We start from the raw sequence: 19,191 nt of genomic DNA on the forward strand, positions 1-19,191 counted from the left end.
CTCCTAATGCCTTTGAAGAATCAGGTCATTCTGGATGCCTTGGAGCTGAAGCCTCATCCTGTTCAGTCGTTCTCGCTGCTGGGAGTTGGCGCTCAAGGCGAGAACAGTCATTTCATTGTATGCATCTTCGAGGGCCTGAAGCGCTTCAGTATACCCTTCGGCATTGTAATGCTCCTGCCTGGCCGTATGATTGTATTGCTCCTGGGCAAATTCGATTGTCTGCTGGCATTTGCCAATGAAATCCTCGATTGATTGCCGGGTTGCCAATGAAGTCCCCCCTAACATTGGTGATGCGGCCGTTATCATACCCAGCCGGAACCTGCAAAAAGCAGCTTCATACTTAGTTTGTTCACCCCTACGCTGGCTATCACGGCTCCCAGCTGATAATTAGTGGGAAGAAATGAAATAGCCTGAAGAAGCTGTTCATGTTAAAATTCAGGTTGTGTATCAATTTCAGTCCGGGCCGAAAAATCCGAAAACAAAAATAGCAAAAATGTTGCTGCAAATAATAAAAATGAGGTGTGCGATTTGGCGCAAACCAGCCCTTTTCCATATGCAATGGACAATAAACGATATCATACGTGGAATTACCACCTTCGAGGCCAATTTGGGCACAAAGTATTCAAGGTGGCGCTAGATGGAGGCTTTGACTGCCCCAACCGGGATGGAACAGTCGCGCATGGCGGCTGCACATTTTGCAGCGCTGCGGGGTCGGGGGATTTCGCCGGAAAGAGGGCCGATGAACTCGAAACCCAATTCAATGAAATCAAGGCAAAAATGCATACGAAATGGAAGGATGGCAAGTATATGGCCTACTTCCAGGCTTTTACGAATACACACGCCCCTGTTGCCGAGCTCCGCGAAAAATTCGAGACTGTCCTTAATCAGGAAGGAGTTGTCGGGCTGTCGATTGCGACGCGTCCCGATTGCCTTCCCGATGATGTTGTCGATTACCTTGCCGAACTGAACGAGCGAACCTATCTTTGGGTCGAACTTGGGCTTCAGACAGTCCATGAAAGGACAGCCCAGCTCGTCAACCGCGCGCACGATTACAACTGCTATAAAGAAGGCGTCGCAAAGCTCCGCAAACACAATATCCGAATTTGCACGCATATTATTAACGGCTTGCCGCTTGAATCGAAAGAAATGATGCTTGAAACAGCACGTGAAGTGGCAATGCTTGATGTACAGGGAATCAAAATCCACCTGCTCCATCTCCTGAAAGGAACGCCTATGGTTAAGCAGTATGAAAAAGGGCTTCTAGAATTCCTAAAGTTTGATGAGTATGTGAAGCTTGTCTGTGACCAGCTTGAGCTTTTGCCGCCTGAAATGATCGTCCACCGGATAACCGGTGACGGGCCAATTAATTTGATGATTGGGCCAATGTGGAGTGTCAACAAATGGGAAGTGCTGAACGCAATCGATGCGGAAATGAATCGGCGGGACAGCTGGCAGGGGAAGTTTTACGAAAACCGCGAAAATCGCATTGGTTCAAGAGAAATTGGGGGTATTTGAAATGAAGCTTGATGGCGTCCTTCCTTTTGCAAGGATTTTGTTGGAAAAAGCGGTCATGGAAGGCGGCGCCGCCGTCGATGCGACGATGGGAAACGGTCATGATACACTTTTCCTTACCCTCCTCACAGGCGAAAATGGGATGGTTTTTGCATTCGACATCCAAGCCGAGGCGTTGGAAGCGACAAAGAGAAAGCTTGCCGAAAATGGCACAGGAAGCAGGGCCACACTTTTCCATGCCGGCCATGAACGGGCAGCGGAGCTAATTCCCAGCCAGTATCACGGGCAACTGCAAGGAGCAATTTTTAATCTCGGCTATCTGCCGGGAAGTGATAAAAGCATTGTCACAAAACCAGCAACAACGATTTCGGCCATTGAACAGCTGCTCGGCATGATGGCTCCCGGCGGAATCATTGTCCTCGTTATCTACCACGGCCATGAAGGCGGTGCGGAAGAACGCGACAGCCTGCTGTCATTCGTACACGGGCTTGATCAGAAAGAGGCACATGTCCTCCAATACGAGTTCATCAACCAAAAAAACAACCCGCCTTTCATAATCGCAATCGAGAAACGGTGAAAGAAAAGAGGCATCCGCATGAAACAATTCGCGGATGCCTCTTGTTAATTTGGCATGAGTCTTTGGAAAAAACGGTAAGCAATGCCGTTTACGTAGAAAAACTGGCTAACGGGGCCGCCATACTTGATGATTTTTTTAGCCAGTTTCCGGACCCCTTCCTGCCTGCGGACCTTTTCGTCGGAAAGGTAAATGCCAAGCAGTCCCCGGTTGATTAGCTTGTGGAATCGCTGGTTCGGCAGGCCGTCCGTATGCCGGTCGGCCTCTTCCATAAAGTGCATGAGCCTGTTGAACAGCGTTTCCTGGTTTTTGTAATAAAAACAAAAGTTCAAATCACCGCCAGCGCGGTCCTCCTCCTGGTCGATAAAATAATCAAGCAGAATATGGAGCCCCTGGATATAAGGAAAATAGCCATTCATAACCTTTTCAGCTTCCTGTTTGCCAAAATCGTTCCCGAGTGCATAGGACACTAAGCAGTAAATACCAAGCGTCGAGCCGGAGCAAGCGGAAAATTCGTACCATTCCATCTCTGGCATCCGGGTTTTATGCCGTTCGAACCATTCTTGCAGGCGGGGTTCCCTCTCTTCGGGGGTAACATGCTTATGTACCTGGAGTTCGCAATAAAAGCCGCACAATTCAAGAAGGTAATCCCTGATAACGGGATACTTCTTCATTGAAGCAAGGACTGAATTGCATTTTGCGACAAGCTCTGCAAGGTAGCCGCCATCATCCCTGTCCTCACGCTTGCTGTAGTAATCCCCGTGAGGCTCCCCCAAGATGAGCGCATCGAACATCGCATCGTGGAGGCTCGCGAAATCATCCGGGTCGAGCGACGTGCTCCTGTCGCAGAGATTATCGAGATAGTCGCTTATTGTTTGGTAAGCGACGATGAACGAAATTGCCTGTTTATACTCCTCTTTTGCGATGAGCGCGAGAATGGCACCGCCTTCGCAATGGAATGCCTTAGTTTCTATGCTTGCCAGTGCCTGTTTGCGTAACTCCTGATTGGGAATGGCTTCGGCCCTTTTTTTCCAATATGACATTTCTTCTTTAACTGCCGGAAAAATCTTCCGATATGATTTAGCCATTAAGCTGGCTGGTTTCAATGGGATTGCCATACGTATCACCTACTATTCAAAAAAGCGCAGGCGCCTGAAAGAGGCTGGGGCGGAAGTTTTTGCCTTTTACGGCAATCTTCCGATCCGTTATCCCTCTTGGCGCCCTTACTAGCATTGTGTATTTTATTCAATTACATAGCCGATTTCCCGCAGCTGGCCGTGGACAAAGTCGCGGGCGTATTCAAATACCTTGTCTCGCTCTGGTTCATTGAAGATTTCATGGTAGAAGCCCGGCCATTCCTTGAACCGTTTTTCTGAAAGCGGCGCCTGGTTGAACCAACTCCTGACCGCTTTTTTGTTGACAATCAAATCATCCCCCGCCTGCATGACGAGCTTAGGTACGTCCTGGATATGCCCAAGGTCATGGAAGGCTGCTTTCATCGCATCCTGAAGTTCTCGGTACCATCTTACCGAAACCTTGGTTACATAAAGAGTGTCATTTAAATCAAATTCCTGGACTTCCTTATTCTGTGTAGCCATCTTAACGGTAATTCCCGAATTCATCCTGAGCGAAGGGAACACAACGTTCAAGCCATAAGAAAGCAAATTAATAAACTTTGGCGGCTCATGCACAAGCCCAAGGCATGGAGATGAAAGAATCGCTCCGGCAATTGTTAGTTTTTCTTCCTGCAGAAGCCTTATCGCAATCAACCCACCCATGCTATGGCCGAGCAGGAAAACCGGCAAGCCGTATGTATAGGCTGCCTCAAGCCATTCCTTCACTTCAGTTAAATATTCATCAAACGAATCAATATGGCCACGGTATGCGCGGGTAGTCATCCCCTGGCCGGGAAGGTCGCCCATGATTACATGGAACCCGGACGAACGCCACATTTCAATCAGCCACCCGTAGCGGCGGTGATGCTCCATGGCTCCGTGCACCATCACGATGACGGCCTTTGCTTCACCGTCTGCTTCCCATTTCCACATAAAACCTTCCTCCCAGCAACCGAAAACTAGCGTTAAAAGTACTATAACATAGAAATGTTTACGAGATACCCATTTTGCTTTGCAAGTTTGGAACAAAATCCGGTACACTTTCAGTGAATGATAAACATAAAGGGGAGTATTCAATGATTTATCCGTATAAGGGCAAGTATCCGCAAATCGATGATACCGCATTCATCGCCGATTTTGTCACGATTTCGGGAGACGTGGAAATCGGGCCGGAATCAAGTGTCTGGTACAACACGGTCATCCGGGGCGATATCGCGCCTACCATCATAGGTAAAAAAGTCAATATCCAGGACAATTCCGTTCTTCATCAAAGCCCTGGCAACCCACTCATACTCGAGGATGAAGTGACAATTGGCCATCAGTGCACCTTACATAGCTGCATCCTCAGGAAAAACGCACTCATCGGAATGGGTTCCATCGTCCTCGACAAAGCAGAAATAGGTGAAGGCGCCTTTATTGGAGCGGGAAGCCTCGTACCGCCCGGCAAAAAAATCCCTCCCCGTACACTGGCGCTCGGAAGGCCCGCCAAAGTAGTCCGAGAACTAAACGCAGAAGACATTAAGGAGATGGAAAGGATTACGAAGGAATACGCCGAGAAAGCCCAGTATTACAAGAGCCTTACTCCTTTGAACCAGAAGTAGATGCCAACCGCATGACCGGTTTTTTCCGAGAATAAACAGAAAAGGAACTCCCCTGACGAAGCGGGAGTTCCTTTTTTAAAAATAAGTTAATGCTAATTCATCGCTTGATACGATTTCTCCGCACCAAAGGAATACTTATCTTCAACGTACACCTGATGCCATACCATGAACATGAGAACTGTCCAGATTTTCCGGCTGTTATCGACTTTTCCGAGGCAGTGGTCATCCAGAAGCTTAAGCAGGTATTGTTTGTTGAACAAGTGATCCGTGTTGCTTTCGCGGATGAGATCCTTTGCCCACGTATTCATTTCGTCCTTCAGCCAGTGGCGGATTGGTACTGGGAAACCAAGCTTCTTCCGATTGAGTACATGCTCGGGAACAACGGTTTCAGCCGCTTTCCTTAAAATATATTTCGTTGTGCCATTGGCGGTTTTCAAATCGGCTGGAATTCTTGAAGCGACAGCAAACACTTCCTTATCCAGGAACGGCACCCGGAGCTCAAGTGAATGAGCCATCGTCATTTTATCGGCCTTCAACAAAATGTCGCCGCGCATCCACGTATGAATGTCTATATACTGCATCCTGTCGACAGGATTATAGCCTTCGCTTTCCGAGTAAAGTTTTTTCGTGATATCGGTAAAATCAAGCCCTTCTCGGTACACGTTCAGTAACTCGCGCTTTTCTTCCTCGGTGAAAATTTTCGCGTTCCCGATATAACGCTCTTCCATGGGGGTTACCCCACGCTCGATAAAGCTCTTGCCTCTTGTTCCTTCAGGCATCATCCCAGCAATTCCTTTTAGAATGACTTTTCCGACCCGCGGAATCTTGTTAAACACCTGAAGGTCACCTGGCTCGCGGTATATATTATACCCGCCGAACAACTCGTCCGCGCCTTCACCTGACAGGACAACGGTTACATGCTTCCTGGCCTCGCGGGCGACGAAGTACAACGGAATACAGGCTGGATCGGCAAGCGGATCGTCCATATGCCACATGATTTTCGGAACCTCGGCCATATATTCCTCAGGGGTGATGACGTAACTTATATTTTCGACCCCGAGTTTGTCGGCGGTTTCTTTGGCCACATCAATCTCACTGAACCCGTCCCGCTCAAAACCGACCGAAAACGTCTTGATGGCGGGATGGTATTCCTTCGCGATTGAGGCGATGATCGACGAATCGATGCCCCCGGACAGGAATGAGCCAACAGGGACATCACTTCGCATATGCATTTTAACTGAATCAAACAGAACGTCCCTAATTTCCTGGACGAACTCATCTTCGGCTTTCAGCACTGGCGTGAAATTAGCCTTCCAATACCGTTTGATGTCCATTTTCCCGCCAGCTTTTTTTGTAAAATAATGGCCCGGCTCGAGCTTATGGATTCCATCCGTCATCGTCTCTGGCTCCGGGACGAATTGGTACGTCAGATAATGCTGAAGCGAATCATAATTAAGCTCTTGGTTATCAAGCGCGAGCAGGATGCTCTTTTTCTCTGAAGCAAAAAACGTCCTGCCTCCATCTTCATAATAAAAGAAAGGCTTTATCCCGAAATGGTCGCGTGCGCCGAACAGCGTCTTCTCCTGTTTGTCCCAAATGACGAACGCGAACATCCCACGCAACTTTTGAACTGCTTTTTCCTTTAGATGGCTGTACAGGGCGATGATGACTTCCGTATCCGATTCCGTCGCGAATTCCAAACCTTCCTTTAAAAGCTCATCACGAAGCTCGAGATAGTTGTATACCTCACCATTGAAAATAATCCAATAACGCTCGTTTTCATATGTGAGTGGCTGGGCGCCGCACTCGATATCAATGATGCTCAATCGCCTGAAGCCAAACTGCACATGTTCGTCAAAATAGTATCCGTCATCATCCGGCCCGCGGTGGGTGATGATATCATTCATGCTTTTAAAAATCTTCTTTTCTTCGTCCTTGAAATTCTGTGCCTGCTCATGAACACATCCGATAAAACCGCACATATGTAGTTCACCTACTCCGATCATTGCATTTTTTTGACTGTGATAATTCGTTTAGTTGAGGTTTCCCTCGGCACCATTTACTTCCACTAAACGAGCGTAAGCCCTAAAGGGTAACTGTCCCTAAAGGTCCGATAAGTTGACCTGACCATCAGCGCGAAAACCACCTGTGATGGAAGGTTCACTCTATACTACCATTTTTCAAAAAAAATTTGCACTTACAGCTAGAGGAAAAATGAGGCAAATCCTTGATATTACACCAAAAACAGCGCCAGTAACACTATTTCACGGCGCAAAAGAAAAACGGGAGTTACATATTATAATGCAATTCCCGTTTTGTCCAATTATTTGGATGCCTGTTCCTTCAAAGCGGCAGCCTTATCTGTCCGCTCCCAAGGGAGGTCGACATCATTGCGGCCAAAGTGGCCATAAGCGGCTGTTTGTTTGTAAATTGGCTTACGAAGATCAAGCATGTTGATGATTCCGGCAGGGCGCAGGTCGAAGTTGTTTTCAATCAATTCAACAAGGACATCTTCGCTTACAGTGCCTGTTCCAAATGTATCAACCGCAATGGATACAGGGCGGGCAACACCAATCGCGTAGGCAAGCTGGACTTCAACCTTGTCGGCCATGCCTGCGGCGACGAGGTTTTTCGCAACATAGCGCGCTGCATAAGCCGCGGAACGGTCAACCTTTGTCGGATCTTTTCCGGAGAAAGCGCCGCCGCCATGGCGCGCATAGCCGCCATACGTATCAACGATAATCTTGCGGCCAGTAAGCCCGGCATCGCCTTGAGGGCCGCCGATAACGAAGCGTCCAGTCGGGTTGATGAAGTATTTTGTCTTTTCGTCAATTAGGTCTTGTGGAACTACAGGGCCGATGACATGCTCTTTTAGGTCTTTCTGGATTTGTTCCAGAGTCGCCTCGGGACCATGCTGCGTTGAAATAACAATTGTATCAATCCGGACTGGATTGTTGTTTTCATCATATTCAACCGTTACCTGCGTTTTTCCATCCGGGCGCAAGTATGGAAGTGTTTCATCCTTGCGCACTTCCGTCAGCCTACGGGAAAGCTTGTGTGCAAGCGAGATTGGAAGCGGCATTAGCTCTTCTGTTTCATTGCAGGCAAACCCGAACATAAGTCCCTGGTCCCCCGCACCGATTGCTTCAATTTCCGCATCGGACATGCTGCCTTCACGGGCTTCAAGCGCCTGGTCCACGCCCATGGCGATATCGGCTGATTGCTCGTCAATGGATGTTAATACGGCGCACGTATCGGCATCGAAGCCATATTTCGCGCGTGTATAACCGATTTCACGGATTGTGTCACGGACAATTTTCGGGATATCAACATAAGTTGACGTTGTAATTTCACCCGCTACGAGGACAAGGCCTGTTGTAACGGAAGTTTCTGCAGCGACGCGGGCGTTTGCGTCTTGTGCCAGGATCGCATCTAAAATCGAATCCGAAATCTGGTCGCAGATCTTGTCTGGATGGCCTTCAGTCACTGATTCAGACGTGAACAAACGGCGTTTTGATGGCATCTGGATTCCTCCTGTATCTTCTTTATAATGAGGTCAGCTGCATGGATTTTTTCCGGCCTGCCTAGCAACCTCGGTTTCACGGTACTCATTTCCCTAAGTAGTATGAAGTAAACCTGGGGGTTTTATGAATCCCCCGCTCCTAAAGATGCTGATTCGTAAGGCTGCAAATAAAAAACCTTCCCGTTTGAGGAAAGGTTGCCATTGAGTGGTTTGCGCCTTTCACTCTTATCGTTCAAGGCAATCGCCTTGCATCAGGTTTGGCACCTTTTCCGGGAAAAATACCTCGGGCAGGTTGCCGGGCTTCATAGGGCCTGTCCCTCCACCGGCTCAGGATAAGAGAGTATCCGTTCAAGGTAAAATCATACCACACAGTTGAAGCATGTCAATGATTTTTATGTTAAAAAATTATCTTCTAGAACCATTTAATTTTAATGGGAATTTTCATAATAAAACCATTAAATTGAACAGCTTCCATCCGCACACCTTTCGCCCATCCATTTATACCTGTTCCTGGCTATCCAATTGTAGATTGGAATACCGGCCTTTGCGGCAAACGGCAGGTAAAGGAGCAGTGCCGGCATGAAAGTAACAGGGAATTGGAGCAGCATTTTCCGGGCTGCAAAAAATCCTTTGTAAATCCTGCCGTTCCCATCAATTACGTGAAGCTCCCTGCGAAGGTCGATCGTGCGGAAAGCAGGCTTACGGCCCTCTTTTTCATATTCCTGAAGAGAAAGCCATTGGACACGGCCAAGCCAATCCAGTTTTTCTGATTTCGCCTTCGACTTATTGCACAGGACACAGTTCCCGTCATACAGCGCCAGCAGCTCCATCGTTCATCCCTCCAAAATTAATTATAAAAAAATAGGTTATTAGTATAGACCAATTATCCGAATGTGCTATACTATTCGTGAGATAAAAAAGCTCTTAACAAACAATAGGCAAAGGGGAAATTATTAAATGTTTGGTGTGCATAATCCAGAAACTCCATTCAAGCTGCTGAATGAAGAAAACCTTCTAGTCCAGCTTTCCGTTCCGGAACTGGTTGAAAAAGTGTTGAGCCGTGGAGAAGGGCTGCTGACATCAACCGGGGCAATCAGTGTTTCGACCGGCAAATATACAGGCCGTTCTCCAGAAGATAAGTTTATTGTCGAAGAAAAGTCCAGCAGGAGCAAAATTGATTGGGGCACGATTAATAAGCCCATTTCGGAAAAAGCCTTCTCCAACCTCTATAATAAAGTAATTGATTATTTAAAACAAAAAAATGAAATTTTTGTGTTTAATGGATTTGCTGGAGCGGATAAAAAATACAGGCTGCCAATTCAGGTGATCAACGAATACGCCTGGCACAACCTTTTTGCACACCAGCTGTTCATTCGTCCCGAGGAATCCGAGCTGACCGGCCATAACCCGGAATTCTCGATTATCTCCGCCCCTGGCTTCAAGGCAGACCCGGAAGTGGATGGAACCAATTCGGAAACGTTCATTATCATTTCTTTTGAAAAGCGGATCGTCCTAATTGGCGGAACGGAATATGCGGGGGAAATGAAGAAATCGATTTTTTCAGTCATGAACTATCTATTGCCCGAGGCCGGAATCATGCCTATGCACTGCTCGGCCAACGTTGGGATTGAAGGCGATGTAGCCTTGTTCTTCGGCTTGTCGGGCACGGGCAAAACAACCCTGTCCGCAGATGCGAACCGCCGCCTGATTGGTGACGACGAGCATGGCTGGTCTCCGAACGGCGTCTTCAATATCGAGGGCGGCTGCTATGCGAAAACAATCAACCTCAGCCGTGAAAAAGAACCGCAAATCTTTGATGCAATCTGCTTTGGGGCAGTTCTTGAAAACGTTGTGGTACAATCGGACACCCGCGTCGCCGACTATGATGATGGGTCGCTGACTGAAAATACGCGGGCCGCCTATCCGCTAGAGGCGATTAAGAACATCGTTTCGCCTAGCGTCGCCGGCCATCCGAACACAATCGTATTCCTGACAGCCGATGCTTTCGGTGTCTTGCCGCCAATTTCAAAGCTCACAAAGGAACAGGCCATGTACCATTTCCTTAGCGGATATACGTCCAAGTTGGCTGGCACCGAGCGCGGAATCACTTCGCCGCAAGCAACGTTCTCCACTTGCTTTGGCGCGCCATTCCTGCCACTTCCGGCAAACCGCTATGCGGAGATGCTCGGGGAAAAAATCCTTGAGCACAATGCGCAGGTATTCCTTGTCAACACTGGCTGGACCGGTGGTGAATACGGAACGGGCAACCGGATGAAGCTGGCATATACCCGCGCGATGGTCCAGGCGGCCCTTGAAGGGGAGCTAAGCAACATTGAAACGGTCCAGGACGAAATTTTCGGCCTGCATGTTCCGCTCCATGTCCCAGGAGTTCCTGACGAAGTCCTGCAGCCTGAAAAAACTTGGGCCGATCCTGAAGCCTATCGTGTAAAGGCGATAGAACTTGCCGAAAAATTCCGCAGCAACTTCAAAAAGTTTTCCAAAGTTTCTTCGGAAATCGCCGAAAAAGGCGGACCGATTATTTAATCAGGCAGTTTGTTAATAAGTTTAGATAAATAAAGCACGTGAGGGGAACGAGTGGTTTCCTCCACGTGCTTTTTCGTTTTTGTGACTACTAAACAGGATTATGACCGCTTGTTGTCACGAATCAGAGGCTTTCGTGACAGCTTAACTCAAATTTGCCCCTCGGTTGTCACGAATCGCGGGTTTTTGTGACATCTAAGCCAGTCATTCTCCTCATGTTGGTCTTCAACACATTCAAAGCTTGTACCTACAAATCAATTCGGTGAACTAAGGGAAATGAGCTCATATGTAATCCGGGTCTTTCCGCCTTCGAGCTCGACCTTCTTGATTTTTGCAGTACCGCTCGAATCCGCTTCGATAGTGCGCCGGATATCAACCGGTACATCGATTGGATAGAGGCGGTAGCCTTCTTTTTCCAAAAGGAATAGATTTTCTTCGAGCCTTTGCTCCCTGCCCTTTGTAATGATCATCGTATTCAACTCAAGTGGCATTCCCATTCACTGACCCTCCTCGTATGACTTTTTTATTATCATATCATTTGCCGCTATGGCTTTTCATCCACTTCGCTAAGTCCTCGACAACTTTCCTGTTGACCCCTGGCGGGAAGAAATGGTTGAATTCACCAAAGTACCAGCTATCGACCGGTTTGCCCAGCTCCTTCAGCCTTTTTTCCAAACGGTAGGCGTGCTCGGCGGACACGTTGCCATCCTGTACACCGTGGATAATCATGACCGGCACCTCAAGATGTTCCAGTCTATAAAGCGGTGTCCTGTATTGGTATCTCTCCGGATATTTCAAAGGCGTGCCCCCGATTACCCGCTTCATCATCCGCCGCAAATCCTTCCGTTCCACATAGGTAAGCGACATATCGCTTACCCCTCCCCATGTCGCCAATGAAGCGGCTTCCGGGAATTCGAGCGCTGTTAAAAGGGCCATAACCCCTCCCCGTGAAAACCCGAAAATATGGATGTCACGTACAGAAGGCAGCGACTTCAAAAGCTTATACGCGGAGAACGCATCCTGCCTGTCCTCTCCCGCAAAATCCTCATCTCCCTCGCCGCCTTGGTTACCACGGTAAAACGGCGCGAAAACCGTAAATCCTTCAGAAGCGAATTGGGCGATCCTTGCCGGGCGTACCTTTCCGACATTTTTGATGCCGCCTCTTAAATAGAGGAAACCATCCTCCGGCTCGTAGCCCAATGGCTTAGCTAGCATCCCTTTTACTTTCAGGCCACCGGAATAATAAGTGACAAGTGACAGGGCGACATCCGGATTGGGTGAAGGGAACCGCTGCTCCGTAATGATTTTTCCATCCTCTATTTCCATCCGAATCACTCCATCCAATTATTTTTCCAATATGGGCATTCACACAATCACGCCCGTTTCATACGATATCACAAGAGCAAACAGCCCAATTATTTTTACCCAGGAGGTATTTGCATGAGAAAAACGTTCAGGGCCGCCCTGATGATGCTGGCATGCGCAATGCTGATTCTTTCCGCGTGTCAGGAAAAGCCACAGGAAAAGAAGCTAGAAAAAGTTCGCGTCGCAGAGGTGACAAGATCCATTTTCTACACGCCGGAATATGTAGCCCTTGCGAAGGGTTTCTTTAAGGACGAAGGGCTCGATGTTAACTTGACCACAACGTGGGGCGGCGATAAAACGATGACAACGCTTCTATCCGGCGGTGCCGACATCGCCCTTGTCGGATCCGAGACATCGATTTACGTTCATGCGCAAGGCTCAAACGACCCTGTCATCAATTTTGCCCAACTGACCCAGACAGACGGCACCTTCCTCGTCTCCCGTGAAAAAATTGATAACTTTACCTGGGATATGCTGAAAGGCAAAACATTCCTCGGCCAGCGAAAAGGCGGGATGCCACAAATGGCAGGCGAATTCGTCCTGAAAAAGCATGGGATTGATCCTCACAAGGATTTAAAGCTCATCCAAAACATCGACTTCGCGAACATTCCCAACGCTTTTGCCGGTGGGACTGGCGAATTCGTCCAGTTATTCGAACCGACGGCAAGCATTTTTGAAAAAGAAGGAAAAGGGTATATTATCGCTTCGTTTGGAACTGAATCCGGACACCTACCCTATACCACATTCATGGCAAAAGAAAGCTATATGAAAAAAAATCCGGCGATCATCAATAAATTCACGAAAGCAATTTATAAAGCTCAGCAATGGGTGGCTGAAACAGATTCAAAGGAAATCGCCAAAGCGATTGAGCCCTATTTTGAAGATACCGATCCTGGCATCATCGAAACCGTTGTCGAGCGGTACAAGAGCCAGGGATCATTCGCAACCGACCCGATCCTGGATGAAGACGAATGGAACAATCTCCAGAATATTATGGATGAAGCGGGCGAACTTCCACAACGGATTGAACATAAAATACTTGTAAATACGGAAATTGCTGAAAAAGTAAAATGATTGCCGCAAAGGAGGCCATTTCATGAGTTTCCTAACGATTGAAGGGATATACCACACTTATTTCACGCAAGATACGGCAGTAACGGCCCTCTCCGGTATCGGGCTTTCCGTTGAGGAAGGGGAATTCATTTCCTTCCTCGGCCCGAGCGGCTGCGGCAAAACGACACTCCTTTCTATCATCGCCGGATTGGTCGAACCAACGGGCGGGCGGGTGCTGATAGGAGGCGGGCCGGTATCAGCGGCAAAACGCGAAATTGGCTATATGCTCCAACAAGACTATTTGTTCCCATGGAAAACAATCGAGGAAAATGTCCTGATCGGTTTGAAACTTGCTAATGCCCTTACGCCGGAACGTCGGGATGCGGCAATCAGGCTGCTTGAAGAAATAGGGCTGCCCGGAGTGGAAAGGAAGCTTCCAAAACAGCTTTCCGGTGGAATGAGGCAGCGGGCTGCCCTCGCCAGGACACTCGCCGCTGAGCCAAAGGTGCTTCTGCTTGACGAGCCATTTTCGGCCCTTGACTACCAAACGAAGCTGAAGCTTGAAGACCTTGTATCCTCAACATTAAAAGGACTTGGAAAAACAGCCATTCTCGTTACCCATGATATCGGTGAAGCTATCGCGATGAGTGACAGGATTTATCTCTTATCCCCAAGCCCCGGCAGGATTCATAAAATTTTCGTTATGCCTGAAAGCATAAGGCGGCTGACGCCTTTTGACTCAAGGAACCATGAGAGTTATAGCAAGCTTTTCAAAGAAATATGGAAGGAGCTGGAGTCCCTTGAACAATGAACCATCCATCAGCTCCCAACACGCTCTTTACCTGCTTTCCCTGAAAAAAGAAAGGCGGAAGGTGCGTTTTTTCCAGGCATTGATTTTTTTTGTCTTTTTTTCAGGCTGGGAACTTTGTAGCCGACAACAGTGGGTGGATCCACTCATTTTCAGCTCTCCATCGAAAATTTGGCACTTGATGCTCGAAAAACTGCAGGATGGGAGCCTTCTAACCAACCTTGGTATTACCCTGACCGAAACCATTGCCGGGTTTATCCTCGGGACTTTACTTGGAACAATGATTGCGGCGCTCCTCTGGTGGTCGCCCATTTTGTCAAAAATCCTTGACCCGTATTTGGTGGTCCTGAATGCAATGCCGAAAGTCGCCTTGGGCCCAATCCTAATCGTTGCTTTGGGGCCCGGCTATACATCGATTATTTCGATGGGAGCGATCATTTCGATTATCATCACAACGATTGTAGTCTATACTTCCTTCCGCGAAGTCGACCCGAATTACTTGAAAGTTCTTCAGACCTTCGGAGCGACGAGGTATCAGTGTTTCAGGGAAGCCATACTTCCGGCATCCTTCCCGACGATTATCTCCACGTTAAAAGTGAATGTCGGGCTTTCCTGGGTGGGCGTCATAGTCGGCGAATTCCTTGTTTCATCGAAAGGGCTTGGCTATATGATTATTTACGGCTTCCAGGTATTCAATTTTACCCTTGTCCTTTTGTCGCTGCTCATCATTGCTATCTTTGCAACGCTTATGTACCAGCTTGTGGCCCTATTGGAGAAAAAAATCGTAAAAAATTGATGGCAATCATGAACATTACCAAAAATGTACCGGCTGGCCAATCACGCCAGCCTTCCTATTCATTCCCAAGCTTTAATTCCTTTACCCTTTTTAGGCAATCACCCACGACATTGTCCTTCATAATAAAACTGTATTCTTCCCCAAACCGGAGTTCCTCAAGATTGCCGCCGACCATTTGGGGCCCGGAGGTTTCAAAATACGTTTCCAGGACTTTCACATCGCCTACTACCCCAAAGAAAACAGCTTTAACAAAAGAACCGCCGGGACTGGTTACCCGGTATTCGGCAATCCAATGCAGTTCGTCAAGTACCGCACCCGTTTCCTCAAGAACTTCGCGGCGGGCCGCCTCCTCCAGCGTTTCGCCTTTTTCTACCTTGCCCCCGGGAAATTCAAGGCCGCGCTGTCCGTGTTTCGTCAACAGCCACTTCCCCTTATGTACGCAAATGGCCAACACATGGCCCTGCTTTTCCTGAAAGGCATCACGGCAAAAAGATAGTACGACTTTGTTCCCGTTTATATCAAAAAATTCCTTCATACACTACCTCTCTAAAATGGGATGCTCCCATGATAATTACATTTTAATAGTAGCCCTCCTTCACCTTACTTTCAAATGAATGGCGAAAATTTTCGAATTATGGTTTTAGCGACGAAGATAAGGCTAAATGAAAGGAAGGGAAAGGATTGGAAGGAGGAGTATCATTTTTTGCGAAAAATACTTGTCATTGGCAGCATTACCCTTCTCTTTTTGCTGGCCGCCTGCAGCAGGGACAATGATGGGCAGGAAAAAGCAAAGTCCGATTCTTATAGCGTGGAACAGGTTATTACCAAAGCCGACGCAGCATTTGAAGGCCTGAAAAGCCTTTCCGTCGATCTTGCAATCACCCAGTATCTTGAGGAAAATGGAACCGGAACAAAGGGAAAGCTTTTCTCTGAAATCCACACGGATATGCTGACAGCTCCTGCAGCGTTTCACCAGACCTCTCACACCGAGAATTCCATTTCCGGCCTTTCCCAAATGTCGGAAGCTTATTATACGAAGGAAGGTATGTTCCTGAATGATGGGAGCGAAGCCGGATGGATAAAGGTTTCACCGGAGCAGGCAGCCCGGGCCATAGCAGCATCCAAGCAAATGAATCCCGCGGAAGAACTTCATAAGGCGGAAGGATTGCACGCCATCCTCTCAATGGTGGAAAACAGCGAGGAATATGTCGTCACTTTAAAGGCGGCGGGGGACAAACATAGGGAGGATCTGAAAAAATTCATAACGGCAAGCATGCCCGCGGAATTTCAGCGAAATACATCGTTGCTAGAAAACCTGGACATTAAAGATTTCAATTATGAACTTGTTGTTAACAGAAAAACCTTTTTCCCCTCCCGTTTTAGTGCAAAGGCCGAAATAGAGCTTTTCATCGCCGGCAGTTCTGTTACAATGGAACAGGAGATGAAAGGAAACTATTCCAACTTTAATAAAATAAGGGACATTACGATCCCGGAATCAATCCGTCAGCTTGCTGGAGAATGAAAATTCAAGCCAATGGATTTTCGGACAGTATCCCCATTTCCTCTATATGTTTCTTTGCCTGCTCATCCCCCAAATCATGGATGGCCTGATAGATTTGTTTCAGCTTTTCATCTATAGCGTTGTTTTCCTTGTCATGGTGATACTCAATGAACGGAATGTGCGCCCTGATAAAGTTCTTCCATTCATTCGCATAATTGTCATTGAATAGGGAGCGCAGTTCAGTAATTTCTTCATCCGTTGCCTTTATTTTAAAGCTCCAGGTTGAACTCGTTTCACCCCTGGATATTTCACCGCTCTCAACAGCGATATAATATATTTTCTTGTCCTTGTCCAATTTATGGGACCTCCTTCAACCGTAGTATGATTTGTTTCCCTCAAACTAGCTGCAATTATTCAACGGTGAGAAGATAGAACAGGAATACTTTTTTTAACAAAGGGTATTAAAATAATAGGGAAAAACTTTCTTCTTGTCTGGAGGTGAATGTTGTGAAATTGGTTGATGAGCTATATGAATTATACCGCAACAAGCTTACCGGGGATGAGGAAGATATAGATATGCTTGCATTCGCCTTTCTGGAGGAAATGACGCATGAAGACCTGCTGGCACTGATTCAGGATATGGACAAGCAGGAGCTGTATGACCTTATGGGGATTTATCTCATTGAAAGCCTTAAAGGGAAATTTGCCAAGGATGATTACGGGCAGCGCCCCGTAACCTTCTATCCTAGAAATATACATTAAAAAATACATAGGGGTTGGGAAAAGGGGAGCCTTCACACAAAGAAGTGGGCTCTTTTTTTCGCATAATAAAAGGCTAGTATAGCAACTTTCTGGCAATCCCTTTGGCCTTTCCACTGCCCCTATGCTACAATGTAAGCGAAAGAAACAGCCTGCAGGCTATAATGGGAACGGGGGACGGAAATGATCATTGTCATGATTTTCAGCATCATCATTTGTATTGCCGTTATTTGGCTGACTGTCATTGTGACAAATAAAGCCTATGCATTTAAACACTCAATTGATACGACGGATTCCCTGTCGAAAGAAAAGAAGGATGCAAATAACCACACCAGGAACGTTGCCAACAGCTAAAAGGCTTCCCGGAACCTATGCCGGGAAGCCTTTTTTATTTAAGATTTTGTTGGGAAGTTCCTCAAACTCTTTTAAAATCATGCAAATACTTGCTTCAATTCTTCTTTGCTCTGTCCAAGCCAGAAGCGCATCAGCTTCTTCGCTCCTTCAAGGTCATGGAGTTTCGCCTGGCCGCATTGCTTCTCATTCGCAGCCGGTATTTCGGTAATTTCGACCGCATCCTTCATCGTATCATCAAGCAGGTCGATAATCTCCTCCACCGTCGGTTCACCGCTAACGACAAGATAGTAGCCTGTCTGGCAGCCCATCGGGGAAATGTCAATAATATCAAAATGATCATATTTATCGGCATGTTTACGGATGTTGAACGCGAGCAGATGTTCAAGTGTATGAATGGAGTCAGGCTTCATCGCCTGTTTATTCGGCTGGCAAAAACGGATATCATATTTATTCACAACTCCGTCGCTGCCGACTTTATGGACGCCGCAGTGGCGGACATAAGGGGCTTTAACGGCGTTATGGTCAAGTTCAAAGCTCTCAACTGAAGGCATTTACTTCACTCCTTTAAACATTCTTCCTATATCCTACCATAAATTCCGACTAATTTCATCTACTTTAACGAAATTCACGTTTTAGACGCATTTCCTCATTTATGGTACAGTGATGAGAAAAGCGCAAGCGCCCGTTTAGCGCCGAATGGACTGGAGGGCCCCGATGGAGATAAAGGAAACACGATGAGCAAAAGCGAATCGATGTTGACTTATCGTAGCGAGGGGACTGAAGTACACTAGGCGCTGGGCGTTGGAGCTAGACAGAAAAAAGCACCAAAAGGAGAAATCAATCATTATGCTGCAGAAGCTTTTCATTGGGATAATCCGTTTTTACCAAATAGCTATTTCTCCTTTAAAACCGCCAACGTGCAGGTTTTATCCGACCTGCTCCACATACGGGCTGGAAGCGGTCCGCCGTTTCGGAGCGCTCAAGGGCGGATGGCTTGCGGCAAAAAGGATTGCCAAATGCCACCCACTCCACCATGGAGGAATCGACCCTGTGCCGGAAGAATGGCCGGGAAGGAAAAAAACGCCCTAAAACTCCATTTCAGGACCCGCCAATCAATAGCCGTTAACCACGAGGTCCAGCTTTCCTGTTTCCGGGTTGATGACAAGGCCGTGTACCGGGACATCATTCGGCATAAGCGGATGGTTTTTGATCATATCCACACTGTGTTTTACGCTATCGGTTACATTATCAAAGCCGTGCAGCCACTGGTTGATGTTGATGCCGGAATAATTGAGTTGATCGAGCGTCTCTTGTGCCACGCCCCTTTCCTTCATGGACTCAATGACCGGTTCCGGTTTCATCCCGCTCATACCGCAATCATGATGGCCAATCACCATCACTTCCTCGGCTTGAAGCTGATAAACCGCGACAAGGATGCTTCGCATAATACTTCCAAAAGGATGGGCAATTAAAGCACCGGCATTTTTAATTAATTTTACATCGCCATTGCTGAGATTCATCGCTTTTGGCAAAAGTTCCAAAAGCCTCGTGTCCATGCATGTTAAAATAACCATCTTCTTATTTGGGAATTTAGTCGTCTGGTATTTTTCATATTCCCTTTTGTCTACGAAGGTTTTATTGTATTCCAAAATTTCATTTAGCATTTCCATTATATTCACGCCTTTTTAC

At 47.3% G+C, this 19,191-nt stretch carries 23 protein-coding genes and 1 riboswitch; of the genes, 11 read left to right on the top strand and 12 right to left on the bottom strand.

From position 1 onward, the window contains the following. Positions 1-3: 3 nt before the first annotated feature. Positions 4-267, bottom strand: a complete 264-nt coding sequence (locus tag V1499_RS16600; protein ID WP_409270978.1) for a YtzC family protein — start codon at positions 265-267, stop codon at positions 4-6. A gap of 261 nt (positions 268-528) precedes the next feature. On the opposite strand from V1499_RS16600, the gene V1499_RS16605 reads away from it, so the two are divergent. Both V1499_RS16605 and V1499_RS16610 read left to right on the top strand, forming a co-directional pair. Then, positions 529-1,515 carry a TIGR01212 family radical SAM protein gene (locus V1499_RS16605; RefSeq protein WP_409270979.1) on the top strand — a complete coding sequence of 329 codons (987 nt, stop codon included), beginning with the start codon at positions 529-531 and terminating at the stop codon, positions 1,513-1,515. 1 nt (position 1,516) lies between these two features. Continuing rightward, positions 1,517-2,089, top strand: coding sequence for a class I SAM-dependent methyltransferase (locus tag V1499_RS16610; protein WP_409270980.1), 573 nt, complete (start codon positions 1,517-1,519; stop codon positions 2,087-2,089). 44 nt (positions 2,090-2,133) lie between these two features. On the opposite strand, the gene V1499_RS16615 is transcribed toward V1499_RS16610, so the two are convergent. Both V1499_RS16615 and V1499_RS16620 read right to left on the bottom strand, forming a co-directional pair. Beyond that, positions 2,134-3,204 carry a tetraprenyl-beta-curcumene synthase family protein gene (locus V1499_RS16615; protein WP_409270981.1) on the bottom strand — a complete coding sequence of 357 codons (1,071 nt, stop codon included), beginning with the start codon at positions 3,202-3,204 and terminating at the stop codon, positions 2,134-2,136. 123 nt (positions 3,205-3,327) lie between these two features. Continuing rightward, positions 3,328-4,134 (bottom strand): lysophospholipase, encoded by an 807-nt coding sequence (locus tag V1499_RS16620; RefSeq protein ID WP_409270982.1) that lies wholly within the window; start codon positions 4,132-4,134, stop codon positions 3,328-3,330. A 143-nt stretch (positions 4,135-4,277) separates the two neighbouring features. Between V1499_RS16620 and V1499_RS16625 the strand changes: the two genes are divergently transcribed. Then, positions 4,278-4,802 (top strand): gamma carbonic anhydrase family protein, encoded by a 525-nt coding sequence (locus V1499_RS16625; protein WP_409270983.1) that lies wholly within the window; start codon positions 4,278-4,280, stop codon positions 4,800-4,802. Positions 4,803-4,894: 92 nt separating this feature from the next. On the opposite strand, the gene asnB is transcribed toward V1499_RS16625, so the two are convergent. The 3 genes from asnB to V1499_RS16640 form a co-directional block, all read right to left on the bottom strand. Beyond that, positions 4,895-6,784, bottom strand: a complete 1,890-nt coding sequence (asnB, locus tag V1499_RS16630) for an asparagine synthase (glutamine-hydrolyzing) (RefSeq protein WP_409270984.1) — start codon at positions 6,782-6,784, stop codon at positions 4,895-4,897. A gap of 341 nt (positions 6,785-7,125) precedes the next feature. Continuing rightward, a complete protein-coding gene (metK, locus tag V1499_RS16635; RefSeq protein WP_409270985.1) occupies positions 7,126-8,325 on the bottom strand; it encodes a methionine adenosyltransferase in 1,200 nt (399 codons plus the stop codon). A 222-nt stretch (positions 8,326-8,547) separates the two neighbouring features. Beyond that, positions 8,548-8,664, bottom strand: a riboswitch (SAM riboswitch). Positions 8,665-8,780: 116 nt separating this feature from the next. Beyond that, positions 8,781-9,155 (bottom strand): thiol-disulfide oxidoreductase DCC family protein, encoded by a 375-nt coding sequence (locus tag V1499_RS16640; RefSeq protein WP_409270986.1) that lies wholly within the window; start codon positions 9,153-9,155, stop codon positions 8,781-8,783. A gap of 127 nt (positions 9,156-9,282) precedes the next feature. On the opposite strand from V1499_RS16640, the gene pckA reads away from it, so the two are divergent. Beyond that, positions 9,283-10,869, top strand: coding sequence for a phosphoenolpyruvate carboxykinase (ATP) (gene pckA, locus V1499_RS16645; RefSeq protein ID WP_409270988.1), 1,587 nt, complete (start codon positions 9,283-9,285; stop codon positions 10,867-10,869). A gap of 251 nt (positions 10,870-11,120) precedes the next feature. Here the strand turns inward: pckA and V1499_RS16650 are convergent, their stop codons facing one another. Beyond that, positions 11,121-11,363 carry a DUF2584 domain-containing protein gene (locus V1499_RS16650; RefSeq protein WP_316571038.1) on the bottom strand — a complete coding sequence of 81 codons (243 nt, stop codon included), beginning with the start codon at positions 11,361-11,363 and terminating at the stop codon, positions 11,121-11,123. A gap of 37 nt (positions 11,364-11,400) precedes the next feature. Next, the gene (locus V1499_RS16655; RefSeq protein ID WP_409270989.1) at positions 11,401-12,192 is read right to left on the bottom strand and encodes an alpha/beta hydrolase family protein; all 792 of its coding nucleotides are present in this window, start codon (positions 12,190-12,192) and stop codon (positions 11,401-11,403) included. A 159-nt stretch (positions 12,193-12,351) separates the two neighbouring features. Here V1499_RS16655 and V1499_RS16660 point away from each other — a divergent pair, with 159 nt between their 5' ends. From V1499_RS16660 to V1499_RS16670, 3 genes are read left to right on the top strand one after another with little or no spacing between them, the layout of a single operon-like run. Further along, the gene (locus V1499_RS16660; RefSeq protein WP_409276324.1) at positions 12,352-13,305 is read left to right on the top strand and encodes an ABC transporter substrate-binding protein; all 954 of its coding nucleotides are present in this window, start codon (positions 12,352-12,354) and stop codon (positions 13,303-13,305) included. A gap of 22 nt (positions 13,306-13,327) precedes the next feature. After that, a complete protein-coding gene (locus tag V1499_RS16665) occupies positions 13,328-14,095 on the top strand; it encodes an ABC transporter ATP-binding protein (RefSeq protein ID WP_409270990.1) in 768 nt (255 codons plus the stop codon). Then, a complete protein-coding gene (locus V1499_RS16670; RefSeq protein ID WP_409270991.1) occupies positions 14,085-14,888 on the top strand; it encodes an ABC transporter permease in 804 nt (267 codons plus the stop codon). Before V1499_RS16665 ends, V1499_RS16670 begins: the two co-directional genes overlap by 11 nt. Before the next feature lie 55 nt (positions 14,889-14,943). On the opposite strand, the gene ytkD is transcribed toward V1499_RS16670, so the two are convergent. Continuing rightward, positions 14,944-15,423 carry an RNA deprotection pyrophosphohydrolase gene (gene ytkD / locus V1499_RS16675; protein ID WP_409270992.1) on the bottom strand — a complete coding sequence of 160 codons (480 nt, stop codon included), beginning with the start codon at positions 15,421-15,423 and terminating at the stop codon, positions 14,944-14,946. A gap of 168 nt (positions 15,424-15,591) precedes the next feature. On the opposite strand from ytkD, the gene V1499_RS16680 reads away from it, so the two are divergent. Further along, positions 15,592-16,410, top strand: coding sequence for a DUF6612 family protein (locus V1499_RS16680; protein ID WP_409270993.1), 819 nt, complete (start codon positions 15,592-15,594; stop codon positions 16,408-16,410). 4 nt (positions 16,411-16,414) lie between these two features. Here the strand turns inward: V1499_RS16680 and V1499_RS16685 are convergent, their stop codons facing one another. Continuing rightward, positions 16,415-16,744 (bottom strand): hydrolase, encoded by a 330-nt coding sequence (locus V1499_RS16685; protein ID WP_409270994.1) that lies wholly within the window; start codon positions 16,742-16,744, stop codon positions 16,415-16,417. Positions 16,745-16,896: 152 nt separating this feature from the next. Between V1499_RS16685 and V1499_RS16690 the strand changes: the two genes are divergently transcribed. Both V1499_RS16690 and ytzI read left to right on the top strand, forming a co-directional pair. Further along, a complete protein-coding gene (locus V1499_RS16690; RefSeq protein WP_053367469.1) occupies positions 16,897-17,151 on the top strand; it encodes a DUF6154 family protein in 255 nt (84 codons plus the stop codon). Between the two features lie 180 nt (positions 17,152-17,331). Beyond that, a complete protein-coding gene (ytzI, locus tag V1499_RS16695; RefSeq protein ID WP_409270995.1) occupies positions 17,332-17,502 on the top strand; it encodes a YtzI protein in 171 nt (56 codons plus the stop codon). Positions 17,503-17,579: 77 nt separating this feature from the next. On the opposite strand, the gene V1499_RS16700 is transcribed toward ytzI, so the two are convergent. Beyond that, positions 17,580-18,053 carry an S-ribosylhomocysteine lyase gene (locus V1499_RS16700; RefSeq protein ID WP_316571046.1) on the bottom strand — a complete coding sequence of 158 codons (474 nt, stop codon included), beginning with the start codon at positions 18,051-18,053 and terminating at the stop codon, positions 17,580-17,582. A 295-nt stretch (positions 18,054-18,348) separates the two neighbouring features. On the opposite strand from V1499_RS16700, the gene yidD reads away from it, so the two are divergent. Beyond that, on the top strand, positions 18,349-18,591 hold the full coding sequence (gene yidD / locus V1499_RS16705; RefSeq protein ID WP_409270996.1) for a membrane protein insertion efficiency factor YidD: 243 nt from the start codon (positions 18,349-18,351) through the stop codon (positions 18,589-18,591). 23 nt (positions 18,592-18,614) lie between these two features. On the opposite strand, the gene V1499_RS16710 is transcribed toward yidD, so the two are convergent. Beyond that, positions 18,615-19,172, bottom strand: coding sequence for a beta-class carbonic anhydrase (locus V1499_RS16710; RefSeq protein WP_409270997.1), 558 nt, complete (start codon positions 19,170-19,172; stop codon positions 18,615-18,617). Between the last annotated feature and the right edge of the window lie 19 nt (positions 19,173-19,191).

Origin of the sequence: Neobacillus oceani (genome assembly GCF_046237595.1) — a bacterium.
Taxonomy (GTDB): domain Bacteria; phylum Bacillota; class Bacilli; order Bacillales; family Cytobacillaceae; genus Bacillus_D; species Bacillus_D oceani.

Bases quoted from the DNA above. Each gene is read 5' to 3' on its own strand.
- ytzI (WP_409270995.1), top strand. From the start codon at position 17,332: ATGATCATTGTCATGATTTTCAGCATCATCATTTGTATTGCCGTTATT.
- V1499_RS16660 (WP_409276324.1), top strand. From the start codon at position 12,352: ATGCTGATTCTTTCCGCGTGTCAGGAAAAGCCACAGGAAAAGAAGCTA.
- V1499_RS16710 (WP_409270997.1), bottom strand. From the start codon at position 19,172: ATGGAAATGCTAAATGAAATTTTGGAATACAATAAAACCTTCGTAGAC.
- V1499_RS16650 (WP_316571038.1), bottom strand. From the start codon at position 11,363: ATGGGAATGCCACTTGAGTTGAATACGATGATCATTACAAAGGGCAGG.
- V1499_RS16700 (WP_316571046.1), bottom strand. From the start codon at position 18,053: ATGCCTTCAGTTGAGAGCTTTGAACTTGACCATAACGCCGTTAAAGCC.
- metK (WP_409270985.1), bottom strand. From the start codon at position 8,325: ATGCCATCAAAACGCCGTTTGTTCACGTCTGAATCAGTGACTGAAGGC.
- pckA (WP_409270988.1), top strand. From the start codon at position 9,283: ATGTTTGGTGTGCATAATCCAGAAACTCCATTCAAGCTGCTGAATGAA.
- yidD (WP_409270996.1), top strand. From the start codon at position 18,349: ATGCTGCAGAAGCTTTTCATTGGGATAATCCGTTTTTACCAAATAGCT.
- ytkD (WP_409270992.1), bottom strand. From the start codon at position 15,423: ATGAAGGAATTTTTTGATATAAACGGGAACAAAGTCGTACTATCTTTT.
- V1499_RS16665 (WP_409270990.1), top strand. From the start codon at position 13,328: ATGAGTTTCCTAACGATTGAAGGGATATACCACACTTATTTCACGCAA.
- V1499_RS16655 (WP_409270989.1), bottom strand. From the start codon at position 12,192: ATGGAAATAGAGGATGGAAAAATCATTACGGAGCAGCGGTTCCCTTCA.
- asnB (WP_409270984.1), bottom strand. From the start codon at position 6,784: ATGTGCGGTTTTATCGGATGTGTTCATGAGCAGGCACAGAATTTCAAG.
- V1499_RS16610 (WP_409270980.1), top strand. From the start codon at position 1,517: ATGAAGCTTGATGGCGTCCTTCCTTTTGCAAGGATTTTGTTGGAAAAA.
- V1499_RS16625 (WP_409270983.1), top strand. From the start codon at position 4,278: ATGATTTATCCGTATAAGGGCAAGTATCCGCAAATCGATGATACCGCA.
- V1499_RS16620 (WP_409270982.1), bottom strand. From the start codon at position 4,134: ATGTGGAAATGGGAAGCAGACGGTGAAGCAAAGGCCGTCATCGTGATG.
- V1499_RS16615 (WP_409270981.1), bottom strand. From the start codon at position 3,204: ATGGCAATCCCATTGAAACCAGCCAGCTTAATGGCTAAATCATATCGG.
- V1499_RS16640 (WP_409270986.1), bottom strand. From the start codon at position 9,155: ATGGAGCTGCTGGCGCTGTATGACGGGAACTGTGTCCTGTGCAATAAG.